Raw genomic sequence first — 23931 nt, forward strand, 5'->3', positions numbered from 1 at the left:
CGCCCTCGTCAGTGAGCGGACTTATAGAGGACACCCCTCAAACAAGTCAACACTGACAATCCAAAAAAATACAGATTTTATGTAAGTTGCTGATTAGGCTGGGGTATTTCGGGTCTACTCAAAATCCGACCCCACCAACGGCCTCGCGGGCCTTCATATTTGGTCTCTGACTTCACCCGACAGCGTCGCCTTGCTAAGGTCTCTCGATCCAGATCATCCGGGAGACCCCTATGCTTGTTCTCAATGAAGACGAAACGCGCCGTGCCTTGCCCTGGCCTGCTCTTATAGGGGCTATAGAGAACATGTTCCGGGTGGGCTGCGTGACGCCCTTAAGGCACCATCATGACGTAGAGGTGCCCGGTGAAAGAAACGCAACGCTACTGATGATGCCCGCATGGGTTCCGGGTTCTTATCTTGGCGTGAAAATCCTGTCCGTCTTTCCCGACAACGCGCAGAGAGCCCTGCCAGCTATCTTTGGTACCTATCTTCTGTCGTCCGGAAAGACAGGCGAGATGCTTGCGGCGATTGAAGGTGGCGAACTGACGGCACGACGGACGGCGGCCACTTCGGCGCTCGCCGCGCGCCATCTGGCACGGGAGGACGCCTCCGCAATGCTGATGGTGGGAACAGGGCGCTTGTCGCTTAATCTGATGGAGGCCCATGCCGCGGTCCGCCCCCTTACCTCTTTTACGGTCTGGGGTCGCAATGCCGACGCGGCGGCAGCAATGGCCCAGAAGGCACGCAAGATCGGTCTGGACGCGCAGCCTTGTGACGATCTGGAGCGGAGCGCTCGGGAGGCTGATTTAATCTCCTGCGCCACACTGTCTGACCAACCTCTTGTCAAAGGCGAATGGCTTAAACCGGGTGCGCATCTCGACCTCGTCGGGGCCTTTAAACCATCAATGCGGGAGAGCGACGACATTGCGGTTCAACGCGCGACGATTTTCGTCGATACCTATGACGGCGCGCTGACGGAAGGTGGCGACCTTGTTCAGCCCCTCGGTTCCGGGGCAATCGAGCGCAGCGAAGTTGTCGCGGAGCTTTCCGAGCTTGTCTCCGGACGTTATGGAGGCCGCAAGAGCAAGGATGAAATTACGCTGTTCAAATCGGTAGGTGCTGCGCTGGAGGATCTGGCCGGCGCGATACTCGCTTACGAAAGCGTCATTGCAGAAAACCATTTGTGAATGAAATGTCGCAGACAAACATGATGATGCTGCCGGAATTGCCAGTAACGGAGGTTCTCGCTGAGATTGGCGGCGCTTTGGCCGACTTCGGCCAGGCGATCTTGTCGGCACCGCCCGGCGCGGGCAAGACCACACTGGTGCCGCTTTACCTCCTGCATCAGCCATGGCGCGGAGATGGCAAGATTATCCTGCTGGAACCGCGACGGCTCGCGGCGCGCGCGGCTGCAAGCCGCATGGCGTCACTGCTTGGCGAAACCGTGGGCGAAACCGTCGGCTATCGTATGCGGCTGGACAATCGCATATCCGCGAAAACACGCATCGAGGTCGTCACGGAGGGCGTTTTCGCCCGCATGATACTAGACGACCCCGAGCTATCAGGTGTTTCGACGGTCATCTTCGACGAATTTCATGAACGTTCGCTGGACGGCGACTTTGGTCTTGCCCTTGCGCTGGATGTCCGCAGTGGACTGCGCGACGATCTTCGCGTTCTCGTCATGTCGGCTACGCTGGACGTGGAGAGAATCAGTGAGCTGCTGACAGACGCGCCGGTCATCAAAAGCCTGGGACGTAGTTTTCCAATCGATATCCGCTACGACGAACGCAATGGGCAGGAGCGCGTAGAAGACAGGGTTGCCAGGGCCATTATCGCCGCCCATCAATCGGAAGCCGGTTCCATTCTTGCTTTTCTGCCAGGACAGGGAGAAATTACGCGGACGGCCGAACGGCTTGAGGGGAAGTTCGCAGCAGAGACGAGTGTCATACCTCTCTATGGCAACCTTTCCCAGAAAGATCAGGATGCTGCTATACAGCCCACCGGGGCTGGAAGACGCAAGATCGTGCTGGCGACGTCCATTGCCGAAACCTCCATCACCATCGATGGTGTGCGGGTCGTCATAGATAGTGGTCTGCAGAGACTGCCGGTATTCGAACCCTCCACAGGCATGACGAGGCTTGAGACCGTGAAGGTTTCCCGCGCCTCGGCCGATCAGCGCGCTGGCCGCGCGGGACGAACAGAGCCTGGGATTGCAATCAGGCTGTGGCACGCAGGCCAGACGGCTGCGCTCCCTGCTTTCACGCCGCCGCAGATTCTGGCAAGCGATCTTTCTGCTCTTGCGCTGGACCTGGCGCATTGGGGTGTGGCTGATCCCGCTTCGCTATCCTTTCTGGACCAGCCTCCCGAAACGGCACTTCGCGAAGCGAGGACCCTGTTGACGAGCCTTGGCGCGCTGGATGCTGCAGGAGCCATAACCCCGCGTGGCAGGCAGATGCGGGAATTGGCCCTCCCCCCTCGCCTTTCCGCCATGGTCATTGCGGCACAAGAACACGGTCATGGCAATCAGGCAGCTCTGTTGGCGGTCCTCTTGACGGAACAGGGGCTTGGGGGAAGCGACATCGACCTTGAGGAAAGGCTACGTCGCTTCAAGCAGGAAAAGGGAGAAAGAGCGACGGCGGCAAGGGGGCTTGCAGGCAGGATCGCGGCTTCGCTCGGAAGAACCGCTTCCGTCGATCCTGTGACTGCAGGACAGCTGCTGCTTCATGCCTATCCCGATCGCATCGCTTTTCAACGTGGTGGACGCGGGCGCTATGTCATGGCCAATGGGCGTGGTGCGGAACTTTCAGAAACGGAGCGTCTCGCTGCCGAGAAAATGCTCGTTGTGGCTGACGTCACTGGCCGCGCAGCGCAGCCACGTATTCTGGCTGCCGCTTCCATCAGGCGCGAAGATGTCGAGGATTATTTGCCGGATTCCATCGCCAGGGAAGATCAGCTGTTTTTTGACAAGGCCAGCGGTCAAGTCCGCGCTCGTCGCGTCACGCGCATCGGCGCGATCATCCTTGAAGAGGCACCGCTTGGCAAGCCGGCTGGCGAGAAGGCCGCGCTCGCCCTTGCCGGTGGCATTCGAGAGCATGGGTTGGGCCTTGTCAATTTCTCCAAGGAAGCGCAGCAATTGCGGCAACGTCTTGGTTTCCTGCATCGGACGATAGGTGATCCGTGGCCGGATACGCGTGATGAGGCGCTTCTGGCTCGGCTTGAAGAGTGGTTCGTTCCGTTCCAGCATGACGTCAACAGCATTCAGGCCATCAAGAGTGGTGCGTTGATGGAAGGGCTGATGTCTCTTGTTCCGCATTCGGTGCAGCGCGAGCTTGGCAAATTGCTTCCCTCCCATTTCGAAGCGCCGACGGGACAACGGCACCCTATAAGCTATGAGGGGGAAGAACCGACACTGACCATTCGCGTCCAGGAGCTTTTCGGCCTGCGCCAACACCCAACACTGGCGGGCGGCAAATTGCCACTGCTTCTGGAATTGACCTCGCCCGCCCACAGGCCGATACAGACAACACGGGATCTGCCGGGTTTCTGGGCTGGATCCTGGAAGGACGTTCGCTCGGATATGAGGGGGCGGTATCCGCGTCACCCATGGCCGGAAGATCCGGCCTCTGCGCAACCGACCACTCGCGTGAAACCACGCGGGACCTGAAAAAGGAAGACGGCAAATGGCAGCTCAGCCAGAAGAAAACACACGACTTGGCCGCGCCAGCCGTCATATCCGCCTGCAAACGATCGTCTGGTTGCGTTGGCTGGCCGTGGCAGGGCAGACGGCAACCATTCTTCTGGTTGGCTTCGGGCTCAATTTTCCCTTGCCGCTTCTGACCTGCGCAGTGCTGATCGGCGCGCTGGCGGTTGCAAATCTGTTTCTATCCGCCAGATTTCCGGCTACCTACCGGCTTGAACCCTGGGAAGCAACGCTTCTTCTGGCTTTCGACCTGCTACAATTGACGGCGCTGATCTACATCACGGGTGGTCTCTCCAATCCGTTTGCACCGCTCATCTGCGTTCAGGTCATCATTGCCTTTGCCTCGCAGCCCATGAAACACTCCCTCATGTTGCTGGCATTTGCCCTGGCGTGCGTTACATCCATCGCGTTCTCCCCCTTTCCCGTTCCATGGTATCCCGGCGAAACATTGCCGATCCAGATCATCATCCACATCGGCATCTGGTGCTCCATCGTGGCGATGATGCTGTTTGCCGCCTTCTATGCATACCGTGTTTCGCATGAGGCCAATCAGCTTGCCGATGCGCTGGCAGCAACGGAACTTGTGCTTGAACGCGAAAAGCACCTCTCCCAGCTCGATGGTCTGGCTGCAGCCGCCGCTCATGAGCTTGGCACCCCTCTGGCGACGATCAGCGTTGTTGCCAAGGAAATGGAGCGGGAACTGGGAAATGACGAACGCTTTGGCGAAGATGTTGCGCTTCTGCGCAGCCAGAGCGAAAGATGCCGCGATATTCTGCGGCGATTGACATCCCTCTCAGCAGACGGTGAGGAGCACCTTCGCAAGCTGCCCCTGTCTTCACTGATCGAAGAGGTCATTGCACCCCACCGCGAATTCGGGATCAAACTCCGGCTCATTGAAAAGAGCGGCAGAAGCGGCGAGCCTGTTGGCGCCAGAAACGCCGGCATCATCTATGGTCTCGGGAATCTTCTCGAAAACGCCGTCGATTATGCCCGTGAGCTTGTGACGGTTACATCCTCCTATGATGCCCATCATGTGAAGGTCGTTATCGAGGACGATGGGCAAGGCTATGCGCCGGACATTCTCGCCCGGATCGGCGAGCCCTATGTCACGAAGCGCCAAAACGAAACCCGGGCTGGCGGACTTGGTCTCGGCCTCTTTATCGCAAAGACCCTTCTGGAGCGCTCCGGTGCGGTTCTGACTTTCGAGAACCGGATCGATGATGGACCCGGCGCACGAGTCGCTATCGTCTGGCCGCGCGAAATTATGGAAGATAAGAAGAACAAATGAGTTTATTCTGCCTTCGGGTGCAATAAGGTCGGTTGATAGAAATAGACTGCGGAGAATGCCGGGATGAGTGACGACAAGCGGGACGAAAAGGGTGCAGCGTCGGCGAGCGAGGCTGCTGACGCGATAGGACCGGATAATTCCCTTCTGATCGTTGATGACGATGGCCCATTCCTGCGCCGTCTGGCGCGCGCCATGGAGACACGTGGCTTTGCCGTCGATACTGCCGAGTCGGTTAGCGAAGGCATCGCAAAGTCCAAGCTTTCGCCGCCCAAATACGCCGTCGTGGATTTACGTCTGGGCGATGGAAATGGACTGGAAGTGATCGAGGCGATCCGTCAGCACCGTGACGACACCCAGATCGTCGTCTTGACCGGATATGGCAACATTGCCACCGCTGTGACGGCCGTGAAGCTGGGTGCGCTCGATTATCTGGCAAAGCCCGCCGACGCCGATGACGTGTTCAATGCGCTGACCCAGCGCGAAGGCGACAAGATGGACCTTCCGGAAAATCCCATGTCGGCAGACAGGGTTCGCTGGGAACATATTCAGCGCGTCTATGAAATGTGCGAGCGCAATGTTTCAGAAACGGCACGACGTCTAAACATGCATCGCCGCACCTTGCAGCGCATATTGGCCAAGCGTGCTCCCAAGTAGACTTGTCAGTTGCAAGGCCGTCGCGTTCTGCCGCGTCTCTTCAGTCTGAATAGCTTTTGCCGGTGGACCACTCGGCCATCATCAGGCGCCTCGCAGCGGTCCTGGAAAAATCGAGCATCAGCGACTTGCGGGCGGCTGGTGGCAGTTTATGCTCCGGTGCTTCACGCACCATATGGGCGCCATAGCCATCGGAAACGAACAATCCGCAGTCTTCCGGGAAAATGTCGAGCGGGACGGCAGTATGGGTGGCAAAGAACAGCCGGTCGCAATGGGCGCGATAATCCGGCCATTTTCGATCCACCCTGAAATCCTCTATCGAGGATTTGATCTCCACGATCCATATCTCTCCCTTGGCGGAAACGCTGATCAAATCCGCCCTGCGGCCACTTGAAAGCGAGAGTTCCGGCAAAATGGAATGGCGCATTTCGTTCAGCAATATCTGCACGCCACGCCTGACCAGCATCGCATTTTCCGACTGGCGACCGTCGATTAACGGGTTGTTATTGACGATGGAAAGAATAGTCATGGAAAAATCCGGCTGGTATGGGTCTATGATGTTGCAAAAAGGCCATCCGAGCGCAATTTCGTGCGCCATATTCTATTGCTGCGGTGCAACGGCTTGCCAAGGCCAGAGTAATCGAAAATAACCCGTCTATTCAATAAGCTTCATGCATCGCCCCGATTTGGTGATATTTCCCGCGAGAACATCATGCGCATTCGCACTTTTTTGACTGCCCTCGGTCTGTCGTCGGTATTTGCTTTGACCGGCTGCGCCTCCACGGCGACCAAGACGACACCTGCCACACCCGCCTCCGCGCCAGCCTTTGTCGAAACGACACAGATTTTCGGTGACGAAGTTTACGGCGCGACAACCGATGCTGGTTACGCCTTGCCGGCAATCCCGATCAACAAGGTGGACAAGCGCTTCCACCGCCAGATCGTTGCGTATGAAACACCCGAAAAGCCAGGCACCGTTATCGTCAATACGCGCGAACGCTTCCTGTATTACATTCTGCCAGGCGGCAAGGCCGTGCGTTATGGCATCGGCGTCGGCAAACAGGGCTTTGCATGGGCTGGTGAAGCCTATGTTGCGTGGAAGCAGGAATGGCCAATGTGGCATCCGCCAAAGGAAATGGCTGACCGCAAGCCGGAAGTCGCTCGCTATGTGGAAGCTGGTATGGGCCCGGGCCTGACCAATCCGCTGGGTGCACGCGCCATGTATCTGTTCAACGAAAAAGGTCAGGACACGCTGTTCCGCATCCATGGTTCTCCAGAGTGGAATTCCATCGGCACCGCGGCTTCCTCCGGCTGCATTCGCATGATCAACCAGGACGTCATCGACCTCTACAGCCGCGTCCGTCCGGGCCGCAGTTCCAAGGTCATCGTGATCCAGTAAGAATCAACGATCTCACCAAAAAAGCCGCCGGAACATCTCCGGCGGCTTTTTTATGTCTGGTCTTGTAACTACCCTGCCTGCGTCGCCTTCAACTCCAGACGGCGGCGGTGCAAGACGGGCTCGGTATAACCGTTCGGCTGTTCCCTGCCCTTCAGCACCAGCTCAAGCGCAGCCTGAAACGCAATCGAGCCATCGAAATCAGTCGCCATTGGCCGGTAAGCCGCATCATTTGCGTTCTGCTGATCGACGACGGCTGCCATACGCTTCATCGTTTCAACGATCTGCTCTTGCGAAACCACACCATGGCGCAGCCAGTTGGCCATGTGCTGGGCGGAAATGCGCAGGGTCGCGCGATCTTCCATCAGGCCGACATTGTTGATATCGGGCACTTTCGAACATCCAACGCCCTGGTCGACCCAGCGCACGACATAGCCAAGGATGCCCTGCGCGTTGTTGTCGAGCTCGCGCTGGATATCCTCGGCGCTCCAATTCGGACGGACAGCGACCGGCACGGAAAGAATATCCGAGAGCCTGGCACGGTCGCGCGTCTTCAGTCCGTCCTGCACGGTCGCAACATCCACGCTGTGATAATGCGTTGCGTGGAGCGTCGCTGCCGTTGGTGAGGGCACCCAGGCGGTGTTGGCGCCAGCTTTGGGATGCGCGATTTTCTGCTCCAGCATCGCCGCCATCAGGTCCGGCATTGCCCACATTCCCTTGCCGATCTGCGCGTGACCGGCAAGCCCGCATTCAAGGCCGATATCGACGTTCCAGTTTTCATAAGCGGAAATCCAGGCCGCCTGTTTCATATCGCCCTTGCGAATCATCGGACCCGCTTCCATCGAGGTATGGATTTCGTCACCGGTGCGATCGAGGAAGCCGGTATTTATGAAGACAACACGGTTCTTCGCTGCGCGAATGCATTCCTTGAGATTGACCGTCGTGCGGCGTTCCTCATCCATGATGCCCATCTTGATTGTGTTGGGTTCCATCCCGACCAGTGCTTCGACACGCGTAAATATGTCTGCGGCAAACGCGACCTCTTCAGGACCATGCATCTTTGGCTTGACCACATACATGGAGCCAGCGCGTGAATTTTGACGGCGTCCCTTGGCTCCAACGTCATAAAGCGCGATCAACGCCGTGACCACCGCATCCATGATGCCTTCCGGGATGTCCCGACCGTCCTTGTCGAGGATGGCTGGATTGGTCATGAGGTGGCCCACATTGCGAACCAGCATCAGCGAACGACCGGGCAGTGAAAGCGATGAGCCATCGGCAGCGACATAGTCACGATCCGCGTTGAGGCGGCGGGTAAAGGTCTTGCCACCCTTGGCCACCTCCTCTGTCAGGTCTCCGCGCATGAGGCCCAGCCAATTGCGATAGGCAACGACCTTGTCCTGCGCATCGACCGCGGCCACCGAATCTTCGCAGTCCATGATCGTCGTCAGAGCAGACTCAAGGACGATGTCCGAGAGGCCAGCCTTGTCGCTTGCACCGATCGCGGTCGACTTGTCGATGATGATTTCGACGTGGAGACCATTCTTGGCAAGCAGGACCGACGACGGGGAGGCAGTCTCGCCCTTGTAGCCGACGAACTGGGCAGCATCGTTGAGGGTCTGCCAATCGCCCCCGATTTCGACATGCAGGGCACCGTCTGCGATCTTCAAGCCGGAGATATCAGACCAGCTGCCATGCGCGAGGGGAGCTGAACGATCCAGAAAATCACGCGCCCAGGCGATGACCTTCTCCCCTCGCTTCGGGTTGTAATCCCGGCCTTTTTCGGCCCCGTCCGCTTCAGAAATCGCATCTGTGCCATAGAGCGCATCGTAGAGTGAGCCCCAGCGCGCATTGGCAGCATTCAGCGCGTATCGCGCGTTCATGACGGGAACGACGAGCTGCGGACCGGCGATCCGGGCAATCTCAGGATCGACGTTTGCGGTTTTTACCGTGAAGTTCTCGCCTTCGGGCAGCAGATAACCGATATCGCGCAGGAATGTTTCGTAGGCAGCAAGGTCTACCGGCGCACCATTGGCGCGGTACCAGTCATCCAGCTGGACCTGAAAAGCGTCTCGCTTTTGCAGCAACTCCCGGTTCTTCGGGGAGAGCTGATGCACGATCTCTGAAAATCCTCGGAAGAAAAGGTCTGCGTCCAGGCCTGTGCCGGGCAGAACCTCCTTCGTCAAGAAATCGAAGAGCGTCTGCTCAATGGAAAGTCCGTGCTGCTCGATGCGGCTCACTTTGCGTCTCCCTATCTGCATATTTGCAGACAGAGTGGACGCTCAAACCACCGCTCGTCAATCAGGCATCACCGCCAAAGTTCTTTTCTTTTTTGGAAACAATCTGGCGCAACCTGTTCCAGCTTTTACAGGAGTCGCTGCAACTCCGGCAGCTTCTCATTGACGAGCCAGCCGTAATAGTTCTCTTCCGGCCATGCTGGCCCCTCGCCTGCTGCTGCCCTCTGACGGTTTTTCTGCGCGAGAACCGCCGCCCGCTGCTGTGATCCGCCGAGATTGTAGAGCGTCGAGGTCACGCCCGGATTTTTGGAGATGTCCATATCCGCAATCGATTTGTAGTCATCGATCGACTTTCGGATCGCCGCTGCCATATAGGCCAGCGAGCGATCGGGATCCATGATCGCGTTGTAAACAGCTGCGGCATCATTCTCATCCAGCTTTTCATAGCCGGAAATTCTGGCGACGGTGTCGGACAGCATCAAAGCGGTCAGCGGGTTGATCTGCCCGAGCCCGAAGGTCTGACCGGCATAGAATGGCTGGAAGAAGACTGCACTGAAACGGTTATCGGGATAACTGACGCCATTGACCTGTTTGCCGCGGAAACTGTCGTCCCAGACATCTTCGCGGCAAGTCCAGAGGCTGACGGATTCCCGCTTGGACTGGCATTTCGAAAACTGCTCATGCGCCAGAAACTGCGCAATGCTTTCGTCCTTGTAGCCGAATCGAAAACTGTTGCCCGCATAGGACGCCGCTTTGACGTAGTAGGATTGAAGCCGGTCATAGGCATCCACATTATAAGTGTGTTCACCGACGATTGCGCCAATCATATGAATGGGGTCAATTCCGTAGCGTCCTGCCGTGGATTTGATCTTGGCAATGAGCTGCTTGTCGCCCGACAGCAGATCCAGCACTTTCTGATATTTGCGATCAAATGTGGAATTGGAGCCCTTGGTGCGGCGGGAAGACGCGCCGGGCACACCGGGCTGATCTTCGTTGCGATTTCCCGGCGGCACCACGCTTGCAGCCTCCGCAAAGGATTGGGAGACGGCGCCAAAAACCATGACGGCAGCCAGGACCAGAAGAATTTTACGCACGAGCGGATGCCTTTTTCTCGGCCGACGCGAGCGCCGGACCATTCCCTCAAGAGCCATTAACGTTTTCATTAGCGAAAAGCGTGGTCAAATGTCGAGACAAGGCCAGTAAAATAAGAGTGCGGCAAGATTTGCCGCACTCCGCATTATCTTAGAGAATGTAGCGCGACAGGTCCGTATCGGCGGCGATATCGCCCACATGCTCCTTGACATAATCCTGGTCGATCTTGACCGCAGAGCCACTGCGATCCGGTGCGTTGAACGAAATTTCGTCCAGTACCCGTTCCATGACGGTTTGCAGGCGACGCGCACCGATATTCTCAACCGAGGAATTGAGATGCACCGCGACGTCGGCCAAAGCATCGATGGCATCATCGGTGAATTCCAGGTTCAACTCCTCCGTTGCCATCAGCGCAATATATTGACGGATGAGGCTCGCTTCCGTCTCCGTGAGAATCCTTCGGAAGTCCTCTTTGGTCAGCGGCTTCAGTTCGACCCGAATGGGCAGTCGGCCCTGAAGCTCGGGAAGAAGATCGGAGGGCTTCGAAACGTGGAACGCGCCTGATGCGATGAAGAGAATATGATCGGTCTTGACCGGCCCGTACTTGGTCGAAACCGTCGTTCCCTCCACCAGCGGCAGAAGATCACGCTGGACACCCTCACGAGAGACGCCCGCGCCCATGCCGCCGTCGCGTGCAGCGATCTTGTCGATTTCGTCAAGGAAGACGATGCCATCATTCTCTACCGATTTTACGGCTTCGCGCTGGATGAGCTCGTTGTCGAGAAGCTTGTCCGACTCGTCGCGAATAAGGTCCGCATAGGATTTCTCGACTGTCGTGCGGACCTTCTTGGTGCGGCCACCCATAGCCTTGCCGAACATGTCGGAAAGATTGAGGACGCCGATATTCGCGCCCGGCATTCCCGGAATTTCGAAACCGGGCATTCCAGAGCCTGCGTCAGCGACTTCGATATCGATTTCCTTCTTGTCCAGCTCTCCATCGCGAAGCTTCTTGCGGAAGCTTTCCCGCGTGGCCGGAGAGGCCGTAGAGCCGACAAGGGCATCCAGCACACGTTCTTCTGCGCTGGCATGAGCCTTGGCCTGTACTTCCGTGCGTTTCTTTTCCCGGACGAGGCCGATGCCGATTTCCACGAGATCGCGAATGATCTGCTCGACGTCGCGGCCGACATAGCCGACCTCGGTAAACTTCGTCGCCTCGACCTTGATGAAGGGCGCTCCGGCCAGTTTCGCAAGACGACGGGAAATCTCGGTCTTGCCGACACCGGTCGGCCCGATCATGAGGATGTTCTTCGGCATCACCTCATCGCGCAGGCTGTCATCGAGCTGCTGGCGGCGCCAGCGATTGCGCAGGGCGATCGCCACGGCACGCTTGGCGTCATGCTGACCGATGATGTGGCGGTCGAGTTCTGAAACGATCTCGCGGGGAGAAAAATTCGTCATTGTCTTCCTTTCGGCGTCTCTGTTGCGACCAGCCATGTCGGCCCGGCCCACAGAACCCATATGTTTGGCGGCCGCAGCTTATTCTGCGTCGAGCGTTTCGATTACGAGATTATGATTGGTGTAAACGCAGATATCAGCGGCGATATCGAGTGCCTGTCGCGCCACTTCTTCGGCCGACTTTTCCGAATCCATCAGGGCACGCGCTGCCGCAAAGGCGTAGTTTCCGCCAGATCCGATTGCGATTGCCCCGTGTTCCGGCTCAAGGACATCGCCATTGCCGGTAATGGCCAGGGTTATCGACTTGTCAGCGACAAGCATCATGGCTTCGAGATTGCGCAGATATTTGTCGGTGCGCCAGTCCTTGGCAAGCTCCACGGCAGCGCGCATCAATTGCCCGGGATATTGCTCCAGCTTCTTTTCAAGCCTGTCGAGAAGCGTGAAAGCATCTGCGGTTGCCCCGGCAAAACCGGCAATCACTTCGCCCTTGCCGATGCGGCGCACCTTGCGGGCATTGCCTTTCATCACGGTCTGACCGAGACTGACCTGACCGTCACCGGCCATGACGACCTTGCCGGCCTTTCTCACAGTAATAATCGTTGTCATCAAACACCTGTTTGCCCAAAATGGGCGTTGTCGGACCGCCCCTGCGGTCCCGTTCGAAGTCTATGTAAGTCCGGTTTTTGCGATTGCAAATCGGCACGCCCGGCTCCACCTTCGGACAATCGGGCCAGGCGATGTCTTGGCTGGATATTTGTGGGTCATGCTGATATGGAACGCCAATATCGATACGGAGCAGCCAGATGGCAGAACGCAGAGCTGAGATTTCCCGCAAGACAAACGAGACGGACGTCTTCGTGCGCGTGAACATCGACGGAACAGGCAAGTCGCAGATTTCCACGGGTGTGGGATTTTTCGACCATATGCTGGAGCAGCTCAGCCGCCATTCTCTGATCGACATGGACATCAATGTGAAGGGTGATCTGCACATCGACGATCACCACACCGTGGAAGATACCGGCATTGCCATCGGTCAGGCCATTTCCAAGGCACTCGGAGACCGTCGCGGTATTACCCGCTACGCTTCTCTTGATCTGGCCATGGACGAGACCATGACAAAGGCAGCCGTCGATATTTCCGGTCGCCCCTTTCTGGTCTGGAACGTGATGTTCTCGGCCCCAAAGATCGGCACTTTCGATACTGAGCTTGTTCGGGAGTTTTTCCAGGCGCTTGCTCAGAACGGCGGCATTACCTTGCATGTTCTCAACCACTATGGTGCCAACAACCACCATATCGCCGAGACCTGCTTCAAGGCAGTTGCACGTGTTCTGCGCACTGCGACGGAAATCGATCCGCGTCAGGCAGACCGCGTGCCTTCGACAAAGGGTATGCTGGCCTGAAAAGGTCAGGATCTGCACGCAGTGACGCAAGAGCAATCACGTATTCGTCACTTAGCGCAAAACGACGTCAGGAACGCCAATGATCTCATATATCGTTCTGGAAGCACCCGGTGGTCCGGATCGGGATCACCGCTCGACACGCCTGATTGCCGATCGTTTTTCCTGGCTCGCCTTTCTGTTTCCCTGGATATGGTTTGCCGTTCAGCGCCTGTGGTGGGTCGCCATCGGGCTGGTCATTTTGCAAGTCGCAGCGGGGCAGGTTTCTGCGCTTAATGGCTTGGCCGCAACAGGTCTTGTTTTCGCCCTTGCCGCGGCCTCGATAGCCGGATTCGAAGGCCGAAATCTTGTCGTTCGAGATCTTTTATCGAGAGGATGGACCTTCAAGACCGTTGTTGCGGCACCAGACCTTGCAACGGCAGAAGATATGTATTTTGCGAGCCTGCCGCTGTCTGAAACAGGTGTGTCCAACACCGTTCCGCATACGGACTGGAAGCGAGATACAAAGAGCGGCAGTTACAAGACGAACGATCCGGCAGGGTCGTTTCAGTTCGATCTGAATGGAAGGCGCTGATCATGCGTGTGGCAATTATCGATTACGGCTCCGGCAATCTTCGTTCGGCGACCAAGGCATTTGAGCGGGCGGCGCACGAAGCCGGTATCGATGCGATCATCGATCTCACCGATGATCCCGATCGCGTTGCATCGGCCGATCGCATCGTTTTGCCGGGTGTCGGTGCCTATGCGGACTGCCGCGCCGGTCTTGCGGCCGTTCCCGGAATGCATCAGGCTTTGACCGATGCGGTGGAGACCAAAGGGCGTCCCTTCATTGGCGTCTGCGTCGGTATGCAGTTGATGTCGTCTCGCGGACTGGAAAAAACGATAAGCCAGGGTCTTGGCTGGATCGAAGGGGATGTCGTGGAGATGACCCCAGCTGACCCGACGTTAAAGGTACCGCAGATCGGCTGGAATACGCTGGAGCTTCACAGGCCGCACCCTGTCTTTGAAGGCATCAAGACCGGCCCGGACGGTCTGCACGCCTACTTCGTCCATTCCTACCACCTTGCCGCAAGAAACGAGCATGACGTTATCGCCACCACCGATTACGGCGGTGCCATGACGGCTTTCGTGGGTCGCGACAACATGGTCGGCGCCCAGTTTCACCCGGAAAAAAGCCAGACACTCGGCCTTGCCCTGATTTCCAATTTCCTGCGCTGGAAGCCCTGACATGATCTTATTTCCCGCAATCGACCTCAAAGATGGCCAGTGCGTTCGCCTCAAGCTGGGTGATATGGAACAGGCCACCGTCTACAACACAGACCCCGGCGCTCAGGCAAAGGCGTTTGAGGGCCAGGGTTTCGAATGGCTGCATGTGGTGGACCTGAACGGCGCCTTTGCCGGCCAGACTGTCAATGGTGACGCCGTCGATGCCATTCTCAAGTCCACCAGCAACCCCGTCCAGCTGGGTGGCGGTATTCGTACGCTCGATCACATCGAGGCCTGGCTGTCGCGCGGTCTTGCCCGCGTTATTCTGGGAACCGTTGCCGTGCGCGATCCGGTTCTGGTTATGGAGGCGTGCAAGCGTTTCCCCGGTCAGGTGGCCGTTGGTATCGATGCCAAGGGAGGCAAGGTCGCGGTAGAGGGTTGGGCCGAAGCCTCCGAACTCGGGGTCATCGAACTTGCACAGCGTTTCGAGGGTGCTGGTGTTGCCGCAATCATCTACACCGATATCGACAGAGATGGCATTCTGGCTGGCATCAACTGGGCATCCACCCTGGAGCTGGCGAATGCGGTATCGATCCCGGTCATTGCATCGGGTGGATTGGCGTCGATTGAAGACATCAAGAGGATGCTGGAGCCTGACGCGGCAAAGCTGGAGGGTGCGATTTCCGGTCGTGCCCTTTATGACGGGCGCATCGACCCGGCTCAGGCACTGGCTTTGATAAAGGAGGCGCGCGCATGACCCTGAAAGCCCGCATCATACCCTGCCTCGATGTGAAAGATGGCCGCGTGGTCAAAGGCGTCAATTTCGTCGATCTCATCGATGCGGGTGACCCCGTCGAAGCGGCGAAAGCCTATGACGCTGCCGGTGCCGATGAGCTCTGCTTTCTCGATATCACTGCCTCGTCAGACAATCGCGATACCATTTTCGATGTTGTCTCCCGCACAGCCGATCATTGCTTCATGCCTGTTACGGTCGGTGGCGGTGTTCGCGCCGTCGGCGATATCCGAAAGCTGCTGCTGTGTGGCGCTGACAAGGTGTCCATCAATTCGGCGGCCGTGAAGGACCCGGATTTTGTTGCGCAGGCCGCCGATAAATTCGGCAACCAATGCATCGTGGTCTCGATCGACGCCAAGAAAGTTTCGAGCGCCGGTGAGACGGATCGATGGGAGATTTTCACCCATGGCGGTCGCCAGGCCACGGGCATCGACGCGGTGGAATTTGCCATCAAGATGGTCGAGCGCGGCGCTGGCGAATTGCTTGTCACCTCCATGGATCGTGACGGGACAAAGAGCGGCTATGACATCGCCTTGACCAGAACGATTGCCGACCAGGTTCGTGTCCCCGTGGTTGCTTCGGGTGGCGTCGGAACGCTTGATGATCTCGTTGCTGGTGTCAGGGATGGCCACGCGACGGCGGTTCTGGCTGCATCCATCTTCCATTTCGGAACATATTCCATTGGCGAAGCCAAAGCCTACATGGCCGATCACGGCATCGCCATGCGTCTTGATTGATCTCACTAGGATATTGCGAGATGACTGCATTTTCCCTTTCCGATCTGGAGCGTATCGTGGCGCAACGCGCCAGCGCCTCGCCGGAGGAATCCTGGACTGCGAAACTCGTCGCTTCGGGCCAGCCACGTGCCGCCAAGAAGCTTGGTGAGGAAGCGGTGGAAACCGTCATCGCCGCCATCTCCAACGACCGCAAGAACCTGACGGATGAGGCAGCCGACCTGCTCTATCATCTTCTGGTCGTGCTGAAGATTGCGGACCTCCCCTTGTCGGAGGTGTATGCGGAACTGGAACGGCGCACGGCACAATCAGGCATCAGCGAAAAGGAATCGAGGCCTGGAAAATGACGACTGTGGCACGCATGGGAGGACAAGGCATGCCAAACACGCTCGATCATTTCCGCCCCGATGAATATTCGCCCTATCACTTCTTCAGTTCAGAACAATGGGCAAAATTTCGCGCCGATACGCCGCTTACCTTGTCCGCTGACGAGGTAAAGCGTCTGCGCTCGCTGGATGACCCTATCGATCTCGATGAGGTCCGGCGGATTTACCTGTCCCTGTCTCGCCTGTTATCGACCCATGTGGAGGCTTCGCAGCTGCTGTTTCAGCAGCGGAACCAGTTTCTGAACATGGCCGACGTCAACAAGACGCCGTTCGTGATCGGCATTGCCGGCTCCGTTGCCGTTGGGAAATCGACGACTGCGCGTATATTGAAGGAGCTTCTTGCGCGCTGGCCGTCGAGCCCGAAGGTCGATCTCATCACCACTGACGGCTTTCTTTATCCCAACGACGTCCTGCGGCGCGAAAACATGATGGACCGCAAGGGCTTCCCGGAAAGCTACGATATCGGTGCCCTGCTGCGCTTCCTGTCGGCGATCAAAGCCGCGCAGCCGGATGTCCAGGCGCCACGATATTCACATCTGACCTATGATGTGGTGCCAAACGAGTTCACCACCATCGATCGTCCTGACATTCTGATCTTTGAAGGCATCAACGTGCTGCAATCCCGCGACTTGCCTGCGGGTGGGCGGATCGTGCCGATGGTTTCCGATTTCTTCGATTTCTCGATCTATATCGACGCCGATGAAAGCCTGATCCACAACTGGTACGTCAACCGCTTCATGAATCTGCGCCGGACCGCGTTTCGCGATCCTTCCTCCTACTTCAACCGTTACGCCACGATTTCGGAAGAAGCGGCGCTGGCAATCGCCGAAGGGCTTTGGGAAAACATCAATCTGAGAAACCTCAGGCAGAACATCCTGCCATCCCGCCCCCGCGCTGACCTTATTCTGCGCAAGGGCAAGGACCATCTGATCGACACGGTCGCGCTGAGAAAACTCTAGTTTTTCGATGGGGCAAAAAAAGAGAACCCTAGTCGTTATCTGGCCTGCCGCGCATCTTCTTGACGTCAGAGCGGCCGGATTTTTCCTTCAACCGGCGCTCAACCGACCCCTTGGTGGGCTTGGTTGGCCTGCGTACCGGTGGCGGTGGCTCCGCCGCCTTGAGAATCAATTCCTTGAGACGTTCGCGGGCGTCTTCGCGGTTGCGTTCCTGCGTGCGAAACCGGTTGGCCTCGATCATCAGCACGCCATCCTTCGAGACTCGCCTGCCGCCGAGCTGCAGGAGATTGGTCTTCACCCGGTCCGTCAGAGAGGGTGATCCGGCAACATTGAAAAACAGCTGAACGGCGGTAGAGACCTTGTTGACGTTCTGTCCGCCAGGCCCCCCGGCCAGCACGAATTGCTCCGTCAGTTCCCATCCGGCAATCGTTATTCTGTTGCTGATAAAAAGCGGTGCACTGGCCATCTTTATTCTCCGGCGGCGGTGATGCCACAGATCGGGGCGAATGGAAACCATCAGCCTCGTGTGAAAAGATTGCAGCGCGCAAGGCTCAGGCCCTCACTGGACGTCACGCGGCGACTTTCCGAAAGGATCCAACGACGGCGATTTTGTGGTTCGCGGGCTCCTAAGGACCAGCCCGAGGATAAGGTTGGGAGTGCAGAAAGGTGTCCGGCCACGAAAAAACCCGGCACAAGGCCGGGTTTCGTTTCACGTGAATCCAAAAGCGACCTTATTCAGCAGCGATCTTCAGGCCAGGCGCTGCTTCGCGCACCTTGCTGTCGACATGGTCTTCGAACTTGGTGAAGTTCGTGACGAACATGGAAACCAGCTTCTTTGCCTGCGCATCGTAAGCGGCACCATCTGCCCAGGTTGAACGCGGATCGAGAATGCCGTTATCGATGCCTTCGAGCGCCGTTGGAACAGCAAAGCCGAAGTTGGCGTCCGTCCGGAACTGCGCGTTCTTCAGTTCACCCTTCAGCGCTGCCGTGAGAAGCGCACGTGTTGCCTTGATGGGCATACGCTTGCCAACGCCATAGGCGCCGCCGGTCCAGCCGGTGTTGACCAGCCAGCAGTCAACGCCATGCTTGCCGATGAGGTCACGCAGCAGATTGCCGTATTCTGCAGGGTGACGTGGCATGAACGGCGCACCGAAGCAGGTCGAGAATGTTGCTTCCGGCTCTGTTACGCCCTTTTCCGTGCCAGCCACCTTTGCCGTGTAACCGGACAGGAAGTGGTACATGGCCTGTTCGGGCGTCAGACGTGCGATTGGAGGCAGGACGCCGAAGGCATCTGCGGTGAGCATGATGATGGTCTTGGGATGACCGGCAATGCCCGTTTCCGATGCATTCGGAATGAAGTGCAGCGGATATGCACTACGGGTGTTTTCCGTCAGCGAGTTGTCGTCGAAATCAGGAACGCGGTTTTCGTCCAGAACGACGTTCTCGAGCACGGTGCCGAAACGACGGGTGGCGGCATAGATTTCAGGCTCTGCCTCTGCCGAAAGCTTGATGGCCTTGGCGTAGCAACCACCTTCGAAATTGAAGATGCCTTCCTCGCCCCAGCCATGCTCATCGTCACCGATCAGTGTGCGCGCAGGGTCAGCCGACAGTGTCGTCTTGCCGGTGCCGGACAGACCGAAGAATACGGCTGCGTCACCTTCAGGCCCGACATTGGCCGAGCAGTGCATGGGCATGACACCCTTGGCAGGCAGCAGGTAATTCAGAACAGTGAAGACGGATTTCTTGTTTTCACCGGCGTAGGATGTGCCACCGATAAGAACTAGGCCCTTGGTCAGGTCGCAGGCAATGACGGTCTCCGTCCGCACACCATGACGAGCGGGATCGGCCTTGAAGCTCGGCAGGTTGATGATTGTCAGCTTCTGCGTGAAGGAAGACAGCTTCTCGCGCGAAGGGCGGATAAGAAGGTTGCGGATGAAAAGACCGTGCCATGCCAGTTCCGTAACAACGCGAGTCGGCAAGGCGTTGCCTTCGTCCGCGCCGCCGATCAGATCTTGAACATAGAGGGTCTTGCCAGCAGCGTGAGCGAGCATGTCCTTGTGAAGCAACTCGAAGTGCTCTGGCGAGAGCGGCTTGTTGTTATCCCACCAGATCTTGTCTTCGGTGGAAGCGTCGCGAACGACGAACTTGTCTTTTGGCGAACGGCCCGTGTGCTGACCCGTCACGGCGCGCAAGGCACCATCTGCAGTCAGATCGGCTTCACCATTTCGGATGGCGTGCTCGTACAATTCGCTCTCAATGAGATTGTAATGCACGGCGGCTACGGCCGACAAACCAAGCGTCGACACGCCATTTTCAGGATTGTGTACTCCAAGTTCCTTCACGGGCGCATTCCTTTTTCAGACAAAGCCGTTCAAAATTCTCCCGGAAATTAATCTGCGTTTTAAAAAAACACAAGACGGTTACTTTAAAATATCTAATAATTTCAATATATTAATCGATTTAAAAGATTTTATTTCATTTTAAATCGGTTTAGTTCGCAGCTCGTGCCGGAAATACCGTCGGCGCTGGAATTTGATCCCGGCGGAGCGACCGATAATGTGGTATTTTCCTTTGCCACAATTTGTTCCACCTTTATACTCAAGACAAAGGCTCACGGCGCGCAACCTTGGCTGGGATGATGTCGGGAGTATTGATGAATGACGATGGAGACCAATATTATGCAAACGATTGCGCTTGTGGACGACGACCGGAATATTCTGACTTCGGTCTCGATCGCCCTGGAAGCAGAAGGCTATAAGGTCGAAACGTATACGGACGGGGCTTCCGCTCTTGACGGGCTCGTCGCGCGCCCTCCGCAACTGGCAATCTTCGATATCAAGATGCCGCGTATGGATGGGATGGAACTGCTGCGCCGCCTCCGGCAGAAGTCGGATTTGCCGGTGATCTTCCTGACGTCCAAGGACGAGGAGATCGACGAATTGTTCGGCCTGAAGATGGGCGCCGACGATTTCATCACCAAACCTTTCTCGCAAAGACTTCTCGTTGAACGTGTGAAGGCGATTCTGCGTCGGGCAAGCAGCCGTGATGCAGCGGTGCCGGGCGCAAGCCCCCTCAAGCCTACCGCGGACCAGCAGGCTCGCACCCTTGAGCGCGGCCAGCTTGCCATGGATCAGGAACGCCACACCTGCACCTGGAAGGGAGAACCCGTGACCCTGACTGTCACAGAGTTCCTCATCCTGCATTCGCTGGCGCAGCGCCCCGGCGTCGTCAAAAGCCGCGATGCCCTCATGGATGCCGCCTATGACGAACAGGTCTATGTCGATGATCGTACGATCGACAGCCATATCAAGCGGCTTCGCAAGAAGTTCAAATTGGTCGACAACGACTTCGATATGATTGAAACGCTTTACGGCGTAGGATATCGCTTCCGCGAAGCAGCCTGAGACACGGCTGAAGAGACAATGACGCCGCGATTGGAGCGGCGCTGAGGAATGACGTTGCTGAACAAGGCGCAGGACAGCGTATCGGATCAAACCGATGCCGACGACCGTGATGGCGGTCGGCGGTATCGCATTCATCCGTTGACGATTGTCCGGCGTATCTTCGGCAATGCTGTGTTCTCCAGCCTTACCCGTCGTATCCTCTTCTTCAACGTCGCCGCGACGGTCGTTCTGGTTGGCGGCATTCTCTACCTCAACCAGTTTCGTGAGGGGTTGATCGACGCCCGCGTCGAAAGCCTTCTGACGCAGGGCGAAATCATCGCCGGCGCAGTTTCAGCTTCGGCGTCGGTCGATACCAATTCCATCACTATCAATCCCGAGAAACTGCTGGAATTGCAGGCGGGTCAAAGCATCACGCCCGTTCCCAATGATGAGGATCTCAGCTTTCCGATCAATCCTGAGCGTGTGGCTCCGGTGCTGAGACGGCTGATTTCTCCGACACGAACACGCGCAAGACTGTTCGACGCGGACGCCAATATTCTGCTGGATTCGCGCCACCTCTACTCGCGTGGTCAGGTTTTGCGGTACGACCTGCCACCTGTAACGCCGGAGACCCAGACCTGGGGTGACTGGTTCGCCAGCGTCTTCAACCGTATGCTTCAACCCAGCAGTTTGCCGCTCTACAAGGAAACACCGGGCGGAGATGGCTCGATCTATCCCGAAGTGATGAATGCGTTGACGGGCGTGCGTGGCGCGGTCGTGCGCGTCACGGAAAAGGGAGAATTGATCGTTTCGGTCGCCGTTCCCGTTCAGCGCTTCCGCGCCGTCCTCGGCGTCCTGCTGCTGTCCACACAGGCAGGCGATATCGACAAGATCGTTCACGCCGAGCGTCTGGCAATCATGCGCGTGTTCGGCATTGCGACGCTGGTCAACATCGTGCTTTCCCTGCTTTTGTCGTCTACGATTGCCACGCCACTGAGACGACTTTCGGCAGCGGCCATCCGTGTGCGCCGTGGCGCAAAGGCGCGCGAGGAAATTCCCGATTTTTCGGCACGTCAGGACGAAATTGGCAATCTTTCCATCGCCCTGCGGGAAATGACCAATGCGCTCTACGACCGTATCGACGCCATCGAGAGCTTCGCTGCCGATGTGAGCCATGAGTTGAAGAACCCTCTGACCTCCTTGCGCAGTGCTGTGGAAACGCTTCCTCGCGCCAAGACCGAGGAGTCGAAACAGCGGTTGACCGAGATTATTTTCCACGACGTGCGTCGCCTCGACAGGCTCATCAGCGATATTTCAGACGCCTCGCGCCTGGATGCCGAGCTCGCGCGGGCGGACGCCTCGCCTGTGGATCTTGAAGTGCTGCTGAGCAGTCTGGTGGAAATTTCCAGGCAGATCAGCACCAAGAAGAAGAGCGTCACCATCGATTACGCCGTCGATCACAAGCCCGGGACCAAGGTCAGCTATATCGTCAATGGACACGACCTGCGCATCGGGCAGATCGTCACCAACCTGATCGAAAATGCCCGGTCCTTCGTGTCTCAGGACGGTGGACGGATTTTCGTGCACCTGCTGCGCCATAAGGATCGCTGCATCATCCGCGTCGAAGACAATGGCCCCGGCATTCAGGCCGAGGATATTGACCGGATTTTCGAACGTTTCTATACCGACCGCCCCGCAAGCGAGGGCTTTGGTCAGAATTCCGGCCTTGGTCTTTCGATCAGCCGTCAGATTGCCGAAGCCCATGGCGGCAGCCTGAAAGCAGAAAATATCATCGACAAGTATGGCGTGATTTCCGGCGCTCGCTTCAGCCTTTCGCTTCCCGCAGCGAAGAACGCGCATGAGCGTTGAGCCAACCAATTTTCATGGCACCGCCATCGTCATCGGCAAGACCGGCCTTCTTTTCGTCGGGCCATCCGGCAGCGGTAAAAGCGAGCTCGCCTTCAGTTTCCTGACCGAGGCGGAACGCTGTGGCCTTGATGCCGCCCTTGTCGCCGATGATCAAATCTTCATATCCGTAAGAGATGGTGCAGTTATCGCCAGACGACCTGCCACTATTGCGGGCCTTCTTGAGCTTCGCGGCAGCGGCATCGTGAAACTTCGAAGCGTTGAAACGGCGCAGATGCATTACGCCATCACGAGCGTTGCATCTCCTGACACGCCACGCCTGCCTCCTGACAATGAGATGCTGGAAATCGCCGCTGGCGCTCACCTGCCCCTGCTGCGAATTGCTCGTGACAGCATCATGCCCTATGGAAAATTTGCTGCACTTGCTCAGAATCTTTTCATGACAAAGGGAATGTGAACGGATATGCCACATTTTGGGGCTTGCGCTTCGGATTTTCCTCATCAAGATGTTGCCCCACCGATGGACATGATTGCGGCATTGCGATAGTCGGCAATCAAGGTGCGTGTGTAAGGGAGCATTTCATGATCGGACTAGTGCTTGTCACTCATGGCAAGCTGGCCGAGGAGTTTCGTCACGCTGTAGAGCATGTGGTCGGCCCTCAGAAATTGATCGAGACAGTCTGTATTGGTCCCGAAGACGACATGGATCAGCGGCGGCAGGATATCCTCGACGCCGTAACGCGCGCCAATGACGGAAACGGTGTCATTATTCTGACCGACATGTTCGGCGGAACGCCATCCAATCTCGCCATTTCTGTCATGAACAGCGGCAGCGTCGAAGTGATTGCAGGCGTCAATCTGCCCATGCTCATCAAGCTGGCCGGTATCCGTATGGAGGATAACATGGAGAAGGCCTTGCAGGAGGCCTCCGATGCTGGCAGAAAATATATCAACGTCGCCAGCCGCGTTCTTAGCGGCAAATAAAAGAAGCCCAATCGATGTCGCCTGTCTCCCGAGAATTGCTGATCGTCAACAAGCGTGGCCTTCATGCGCGCGCATCTGCAAAATTCGTGCAGATGGTTGATGGCTTCGATGCGGCGATCACGGTTTCCAAGGACGGCATGACCGTGGGTGGCACATCGATCATGGGGTTGATGATGCTGGCGGCAAGTCCCGGCTGCACGGTCCTCGTCGAAGCGTCCGGCAATCAGGCTGAGGAAGCGTTGGCCGCCCTTGAAGCTCTGGTTGCAGACCGTTTCGGCGAAGAGGTTTGATAACCAAACCATATAAAGACATAAAGACTTCTTTATATGCTTATTGCCAGAATGAGCTAGGCCTGCTAAACCGCAGCCTATCATTCCAGGCAGCGGCTGGCCCCTGCCATCTTTGAGCAG

The 23931-nt window shown here is 57.2% G+C and carries 24 protein-coding genes; 17 read left to right on the top strand and 7 right to left on the bottom strand.

All coding sequences use genetic code 11. The features are described 5' to 3' along the window. Positions 1-230: 230 nt before the first annotated feature. The 4 genes from lhpI to QRN85_RS18925 all read left to right on the top strand — a co-directional run bounded on the left by lhpI (position 231) and on the right by QRN85_RS18925 (position 5639). Positions 231-1184, top strand: a complete 954-nt coding sequence (gene lhpI / locus QRN85_RS18910; protein WP_284759757.1) for a bifunctional Delta(1)-pyrroline-2-carboxylate/Delta(1)-piperideine-2-carboxylate reductase — start codon at positions 231-233, stop codon at positions 1182-1184. Between the two features lie 20 nt (positions 1185-1204). Beyond that, positions 1205-3661 carry an ATP-dependent helicase HrpB gene (gene hrpB / locus QRN85_RS18915; protein ID WP_502870810.1) on the top strand — a complete coding sequence of 819 codons (2457 nt, stop codon included), beginning with the start codon at positions 1205-1207 and terminating at the stop codon, positions 3659-3661. Between the two features lie 16 nt (positions 3662-3677). Beyond that, positions 3678-4985 (top strand): ActS/PrrB/RegB family redox-sensitive histidine kinase, encoded by a 1308-nt coding sequence (locus tag QRN85_RS18920; RefSeq protein ID WP_113093203.1) that lies wholly within the window; start codon positions 3678-3680, stop codon positions 4983-4985. A gap of 63 nt (positions 4986-5048) precedes the next feature. Next, on the top strand, positions 5049-5639 hold the full coding sequence (locus tag QRN85_RS18925; RefSeq protein ID WP_113093202.1) for an ActR/PrrA/RegA family redox response regulator transcription factor: 591 nt from the start codon (positions 5049-5051) through the stop codon (positions 5637-5639). Positions 5640-5679: 40 nt separating this feature from the next. On the opposite strand, the gene QRN85_RS18930 is transcribed toward QRN85_RS18925, so the two are convergent. Further along, positions 5680-6165, bottom strand: a complete 486-nt coding sequence (locus tag QRN85_RS18930) for an MmcB family DNA repair protein (protein ID WP_062589328.1) — start codon at positions 6163-6165, stop codon at positions 5680-5682. A gap of 183 nt (positions 6166-6348) precedes the next feature. Here QRN85_RS18930 and QRN85_RS18935 point away from each other — a divergent pair, with 183 nt between their 5' ends. Then, a complete protein-coding gene (locus tag QRN85_RS18935) occupies positions 6349-7035 on the top strand; it encodes a L,D-transpeptidase (protein ID WP_062589301.1) in 687 nt (228 codons plus the stop codon). A gap of 68 nt (positions 7036-7103) precedes the next feature. Here QRN85_RS18935 and QRN85_RS18940 read toward each other — a convergent pair whose 3' ends face one another. The 4 genes from QRN85_RS18940 to hslV all read right to left on the bottom strand — a co-directional run bounded on the left by QRN85_RS18940 (position 7104) and on the right by hslV (position 12422). Continuing rightward, positions 7104-9272, bottom strand: a complete 2169-nt coding sequence (locus QRN85_RS18940; RefSeq protein WP_284759759.1) for a malate synthase G — start codon at positions 9270-9272, stop codon at positions 7104-7106. A gap of 125 nt (positions 9273-9397) precedes the next feature. After that, positions 9398-10363: a DUF1402 family protein gene (locus tag QRN85_RS18945; RefSeq protein WP_162726705.1), complete on the bottom strand. Its 966-nt coding sequence runs from the start codon at positions 10361-10363 to the stop codon at positions 9398-9400. 148 nt (positions 10364-10511) lie between these two features. Continuing rightward, positions 10512-11819 carry an ATP-dependent protease ATPase subunit HslU gene (gene hslU / locus QRN85_RS18950; protein WP_112964573.1) on the bottom strand — a complete coding sequence of 436 codons (1308 nt, stop codon included), beginning with the start codon at positions 11817-11819 and terminating at the stop codon, positions 10512-10514. Positions 11820-11897: 78 nt separating this feature from the next. Next, positions 11898-12422 carry an ATP-dependent protease subunit HslV gene (gene hslV / locus QRN85_RS18955; RefSeq protein ID WP_062589299.1) on the bottom strand — a complete coding sequence of 175 codons (525 nt, stop codon included), beginning with the start codon at positions 12420-12422 and terminating at the stop codon, positions 11898-11900. A gap of 197 nt (positions 12423-12619) precedes the next feature. On the opposite strand from hslV, the gene hisB reads away from it, so the two are divergent. The 7 genes from hisB (at position 12620) to coaA (ending at position 17291) form a co-directional block, all read left to right on the top strand. Then, on the top strand, positions 12620-13216 hold the full coding sequence (gene hisB / locus QRN85_RS18960; protein ID WP_112964350.1) for an imidazoleglycerol-phosphate dehydratase HisB: 597 nt from the start codon (positions 12620-12622) through the stop codon (positions 13214-13216). Positions 13217-13295: 79 nt separating this feature from the next. Beyond that, entirely contained in the window at positions 13296-13787 is a 492-nt protein-coding gene (locus QRN85_RS18965) for a DUF2628 domain-containing protein (RefSeq protein ID WP_284759760.1), read from the top strand. A 2-nt stretch (positions 13788-13789) separates the two neighbouring features. After that, positions 13790-14440: an imidazole glycerol phosphate synthase subunit HisH gene (gene hisH, locus QRN85_RS18970; protein ID WP_284759761.1), complete on the top strand. Its 651-nt coding sequence runs from the start codon at positions 13790-13792 to the stop codon at positions 14438-14440. Between the two features lies 1 nt (position 14441). Then, positions 14442-15176 carry a 1-(5-phosphoribosyl)-5-[(5-phosphoribosylamino)methylideneamino]imidazole-4-carboxamide isomerase gene (gene hisA, locus QRN85_RS18975; protein ID WP_284759762.1) on the top strand — a complete coding sequence of 245 codons (735 nt, stop codon included), beginning with the start codon at positions 14442-14444 and terminating at the stop codon, positions 15174-15176. Next, positions 15173-15949 (top strand): imidazole glycerol phosphate synthase subunit HisF, encoded by a 777-nt coding sequence (gene hisF, locus QRN85_RS18980; RefSeq protein ID WP_062589294.1) that lies wholly within the window; start codon positions 15173-15175, stop codon positions 15947-15949. The genes hisA and hisF overlap by 4 nt, the downstream gene beginning before the upstream one ends. Positions 15950-15969: 20 nt before the next feature. Beyond that, complete coding sequence (locus tag QRN85_RS18985; RefSeq protein WP_062589292.1) at positions 15970-16293, top strand: phosphoribosyl-ATP diphosphatase; 324 nt, start codon at positions 15970-15972, stop codon at positions 16291-16293. Positions 16294-16307: 14 nt separating this feature from the next. Next, entirely contained in the window at positions 16308-17291 is a 984-nt protein-coding gene (coaA, locus tag QRN85_RS18990; RefSeq protein ID WP_200939101.1) for a type I pantothenate kinase, read from the top strand. 28 nt (positions 17292-17319) lie between these two features. Here the strand turns inward: coaA and arfB are convergent, their stop codons facing one another. After that, positions 17320-17754 carry an alternative ribosome rescue aminoacyl-tRNA hydrolase ArfB gene (gene arfB, locus QRN85_RS18995; RefSeq protein WP_062589288.1) on the bottom strand — a complete coding sequence of 145 codons (435 nt, stop codon included), beginning with the start codon at positions 17752-17754 and terminating at the stop codon, positions 17320-17322. Positions 17755-18019: 265 nt separating this feature from the next. Beyond that, positions 18020-19630, bottom strand: a complete 1611-nt coding sequence (locus QRN85_RS19000) for a phosphoenolpyruvate carboxykinase (protein ID WP_062589286.1) — start codon at positions 19628-19630, stop codon at positions 18020-18022. 336 nt (positions 19631-19966) lie between these two features. Between QRN85_RS19000 and chvI the strand changes: the two genes are divergently transcribed. The 5 genes from chvI (at position 19967) to QRN85_RS19025 (ending at position 23811) form a co-directional block, all read left to right on the top strand. Continuing rightward, the gene (chvI, locus tag QRN85_RS19005) at positions 19967-20692 is read left to right on the top strand and encodes a two-component system response regulator ChvI (RefSeq protein WP_103587306.1); all 726 of its coding nucleotides are present in this window, start codon (positions 19967-19969) and stop codon (positions 20690-20692) included. A gap of 48 nt (positions 20693-20740) precedes the next feature. Then, complete coding sequence (locus QRN85_RS19010; protein ID WP_502870803.1) at positions 20741-22540, top strand: sensor histidine kinase; 1800 nt, start codon at positions 20741-20743, stop codon at positions 22538-22540. Next, a complete protein-coding gene (locus QRN85_RS19015) occupies positions 22530-22994 on the top strand; it encodes an HPr kinase/phosphorylase (RefSeq protein ID WP_062589284.1) in 465 nt (154 codons plus the stop codon). Before QRN85_RS19010 ends, QRN85_RS19015 begins: the two co-directional genes overlap by 11 nt. 125 nt (positions 22995-23119) lie before the next feature. Next, positions 23120-23521 carry a PTS sugar transporter subunit IIA gene (locus QRN85_RS19020; protein ID WP_062589283.1) on the top strand — a complete coding sequence of 134 codons (402 nt, stop codon included), beginning with the start codon at positions 23120-23122 and terminating at the stop codon, positions 23519-23521. Between the two features lie 14 nt (positions 23522-23535). Then, positions 23536-23811 (top strand): HPr family phosphocarrier protein, encoded by a 276-nt coding sequence (locus tag QRN85_RS19025; RefSeq protein WP_062589282.1) that lies wholly within the window; start codon positions 23536-23538, stop codon positions 23809-23811. The last annotated feature ends 120 nt before the right edge of the window (positions 23812-23931 follow it).

It is taken from the genome of Agrobacterium sp. fls2-241-TYG-188a, from assembly GCF_030209845.1.

Bases quoted from the DNA above. Each gene is read 5' to 3' on its own strand.
- lhpI (WP_284759757.1), top strand. From the start codon at position 231: ATGCTTGTTCTCAATGAAGACGAAACGCGCCGTGCCTTGCCCTGGCCT.
- hrpB (WP_502870810.1), top strand. From the start codon at position 1,205: ATGATGATGCTGCCGGAATTGCCAGTAACGGAGGTTCTCGCTGAGATT.
- QRN85_RS18920 (WP_113093203.1), top strand. From the start codon at position 3,678: ATGGCAGCTCAGCCAGAAGAAAACACACGACTTGGCCGCGCCAGCCGT.
- QRN85_RS18925 (WP_113093202.1), top strand. From the start codon at position 5,049: ATGAGTGACGACAAGCGGGACGAAAAGGGTGCAGCGTCGGCGAGCGAG.
- QRN85_RS18930 (WP_062589328.1), bottom strand. From the start codon at position 6,165: ATGACTATTCTTTCCATCGTCAATAACAACCCGTTAATCGACGGTCGC.
- QRN85_RS18935 (WP_062589301.1), top strand. From the start codon at position 6,349: ATGCGCATTCGCACTTTTTTGACTGCCCTCGGTCTGTCGTCGGTATTT.
- hslU (WP_112964573.1), bottom strand. From the start codon at position 11,819: ATGACGAATTTTTCTCCCCGCGAGATCGTTTCAGAACTCGACCGCCAC.
- hslV (WP_062589299.1), bottom strand. From the start codon at position 12,422: ATGACAACGATTATTACTGTGAGAAAGGCCGGCAAGGTCGTCATGGCC.
- hisB (WP_112964350.1), top strand. From the start codon at position 12,620: ATGGCAGAACGCAGAGCTGAGATTTCCCGCAAGACAAACGAGACGGAC.
- QRN85_RS18965 (WP_284759760.1), top strand. From the start codon at position 13,296: ATGATCTCATATATCGTTCTGGAAGCACCCGGTGGTCCGGATCGGGAT.
- hisH (WP_284759761.1), top strand. From the start codon at position 13,790: ATGCGTGTGGCAATTATCGATTACGGCTCCGGCAATCTTCGTTCGGCG.
- hisA (WP_284759762.1), top strand. From the start codon at position 14,442: ATGATCTTATTTCCCGCAATCGACCTCAAAGATGGCCAGTGCGTTCGC.
- hisF (WP_062589294.1), top strand. From the start codon at position 15,173: ATGACCCTGAAAGCCCGCATCATACCCTGCCTCGATGTGAAAGATGGC.
- QRN85_RS18985 (WP_062589292.1), top strand. From the start codon at position 15,970: ATGACTGCATTTTCCCTTTCCGATCTGGAGCGTATCGTGGCGCAACGC.
- coaA (WP_200939101.1), top strand. From the start codon at position 16,308: ATGGGAGGACAAGGCATGCCAAACACGCTCGATCATTTCCGCCCCGAT.
- arfB (WP_062589288.1), bottom strand. From the start codon at position 17,754: ATGGCCAGTGCACCGCTTTTTATCAGCAACAGAATAACGATTGCCGGA.
- chvI (WP_103587306.1), top strand. From the start codon at position 19,967: ATGCAAACGATTGCGCTTGTGGACGACGACCGGAATATTCTGACTTCG.
- QRN85_RS19010 (WP_502870803.1), top strand. From the start codon at position 20,741: ATGACGTTGCTGAACAAGGCGCAGGACAGCGTATCGGATCAAACCGAT.
- QRN85_RS19015 (WP_062589284.1), top strand. From the start codon at position 22,530: ATGAGCGTTGAGCCAACCAATTTTCATGGCACCGCCATCGTCATCGGC.
- QRN85_RS19020 (WP_062589283.1), top strand. From the start codon at position 23,120: ATGATCGGACTAGTGCTTGTCACTCATGGCAAGCTGGCCGAGGAGTTT.
- QRN85_RS19025 (WP_062589282.1), top strand. From the start codon at position 23,536: ATGTCGCCTGTCTCCCGAGAATTGCTGATCGTCAACAAGCGTGGCCTT.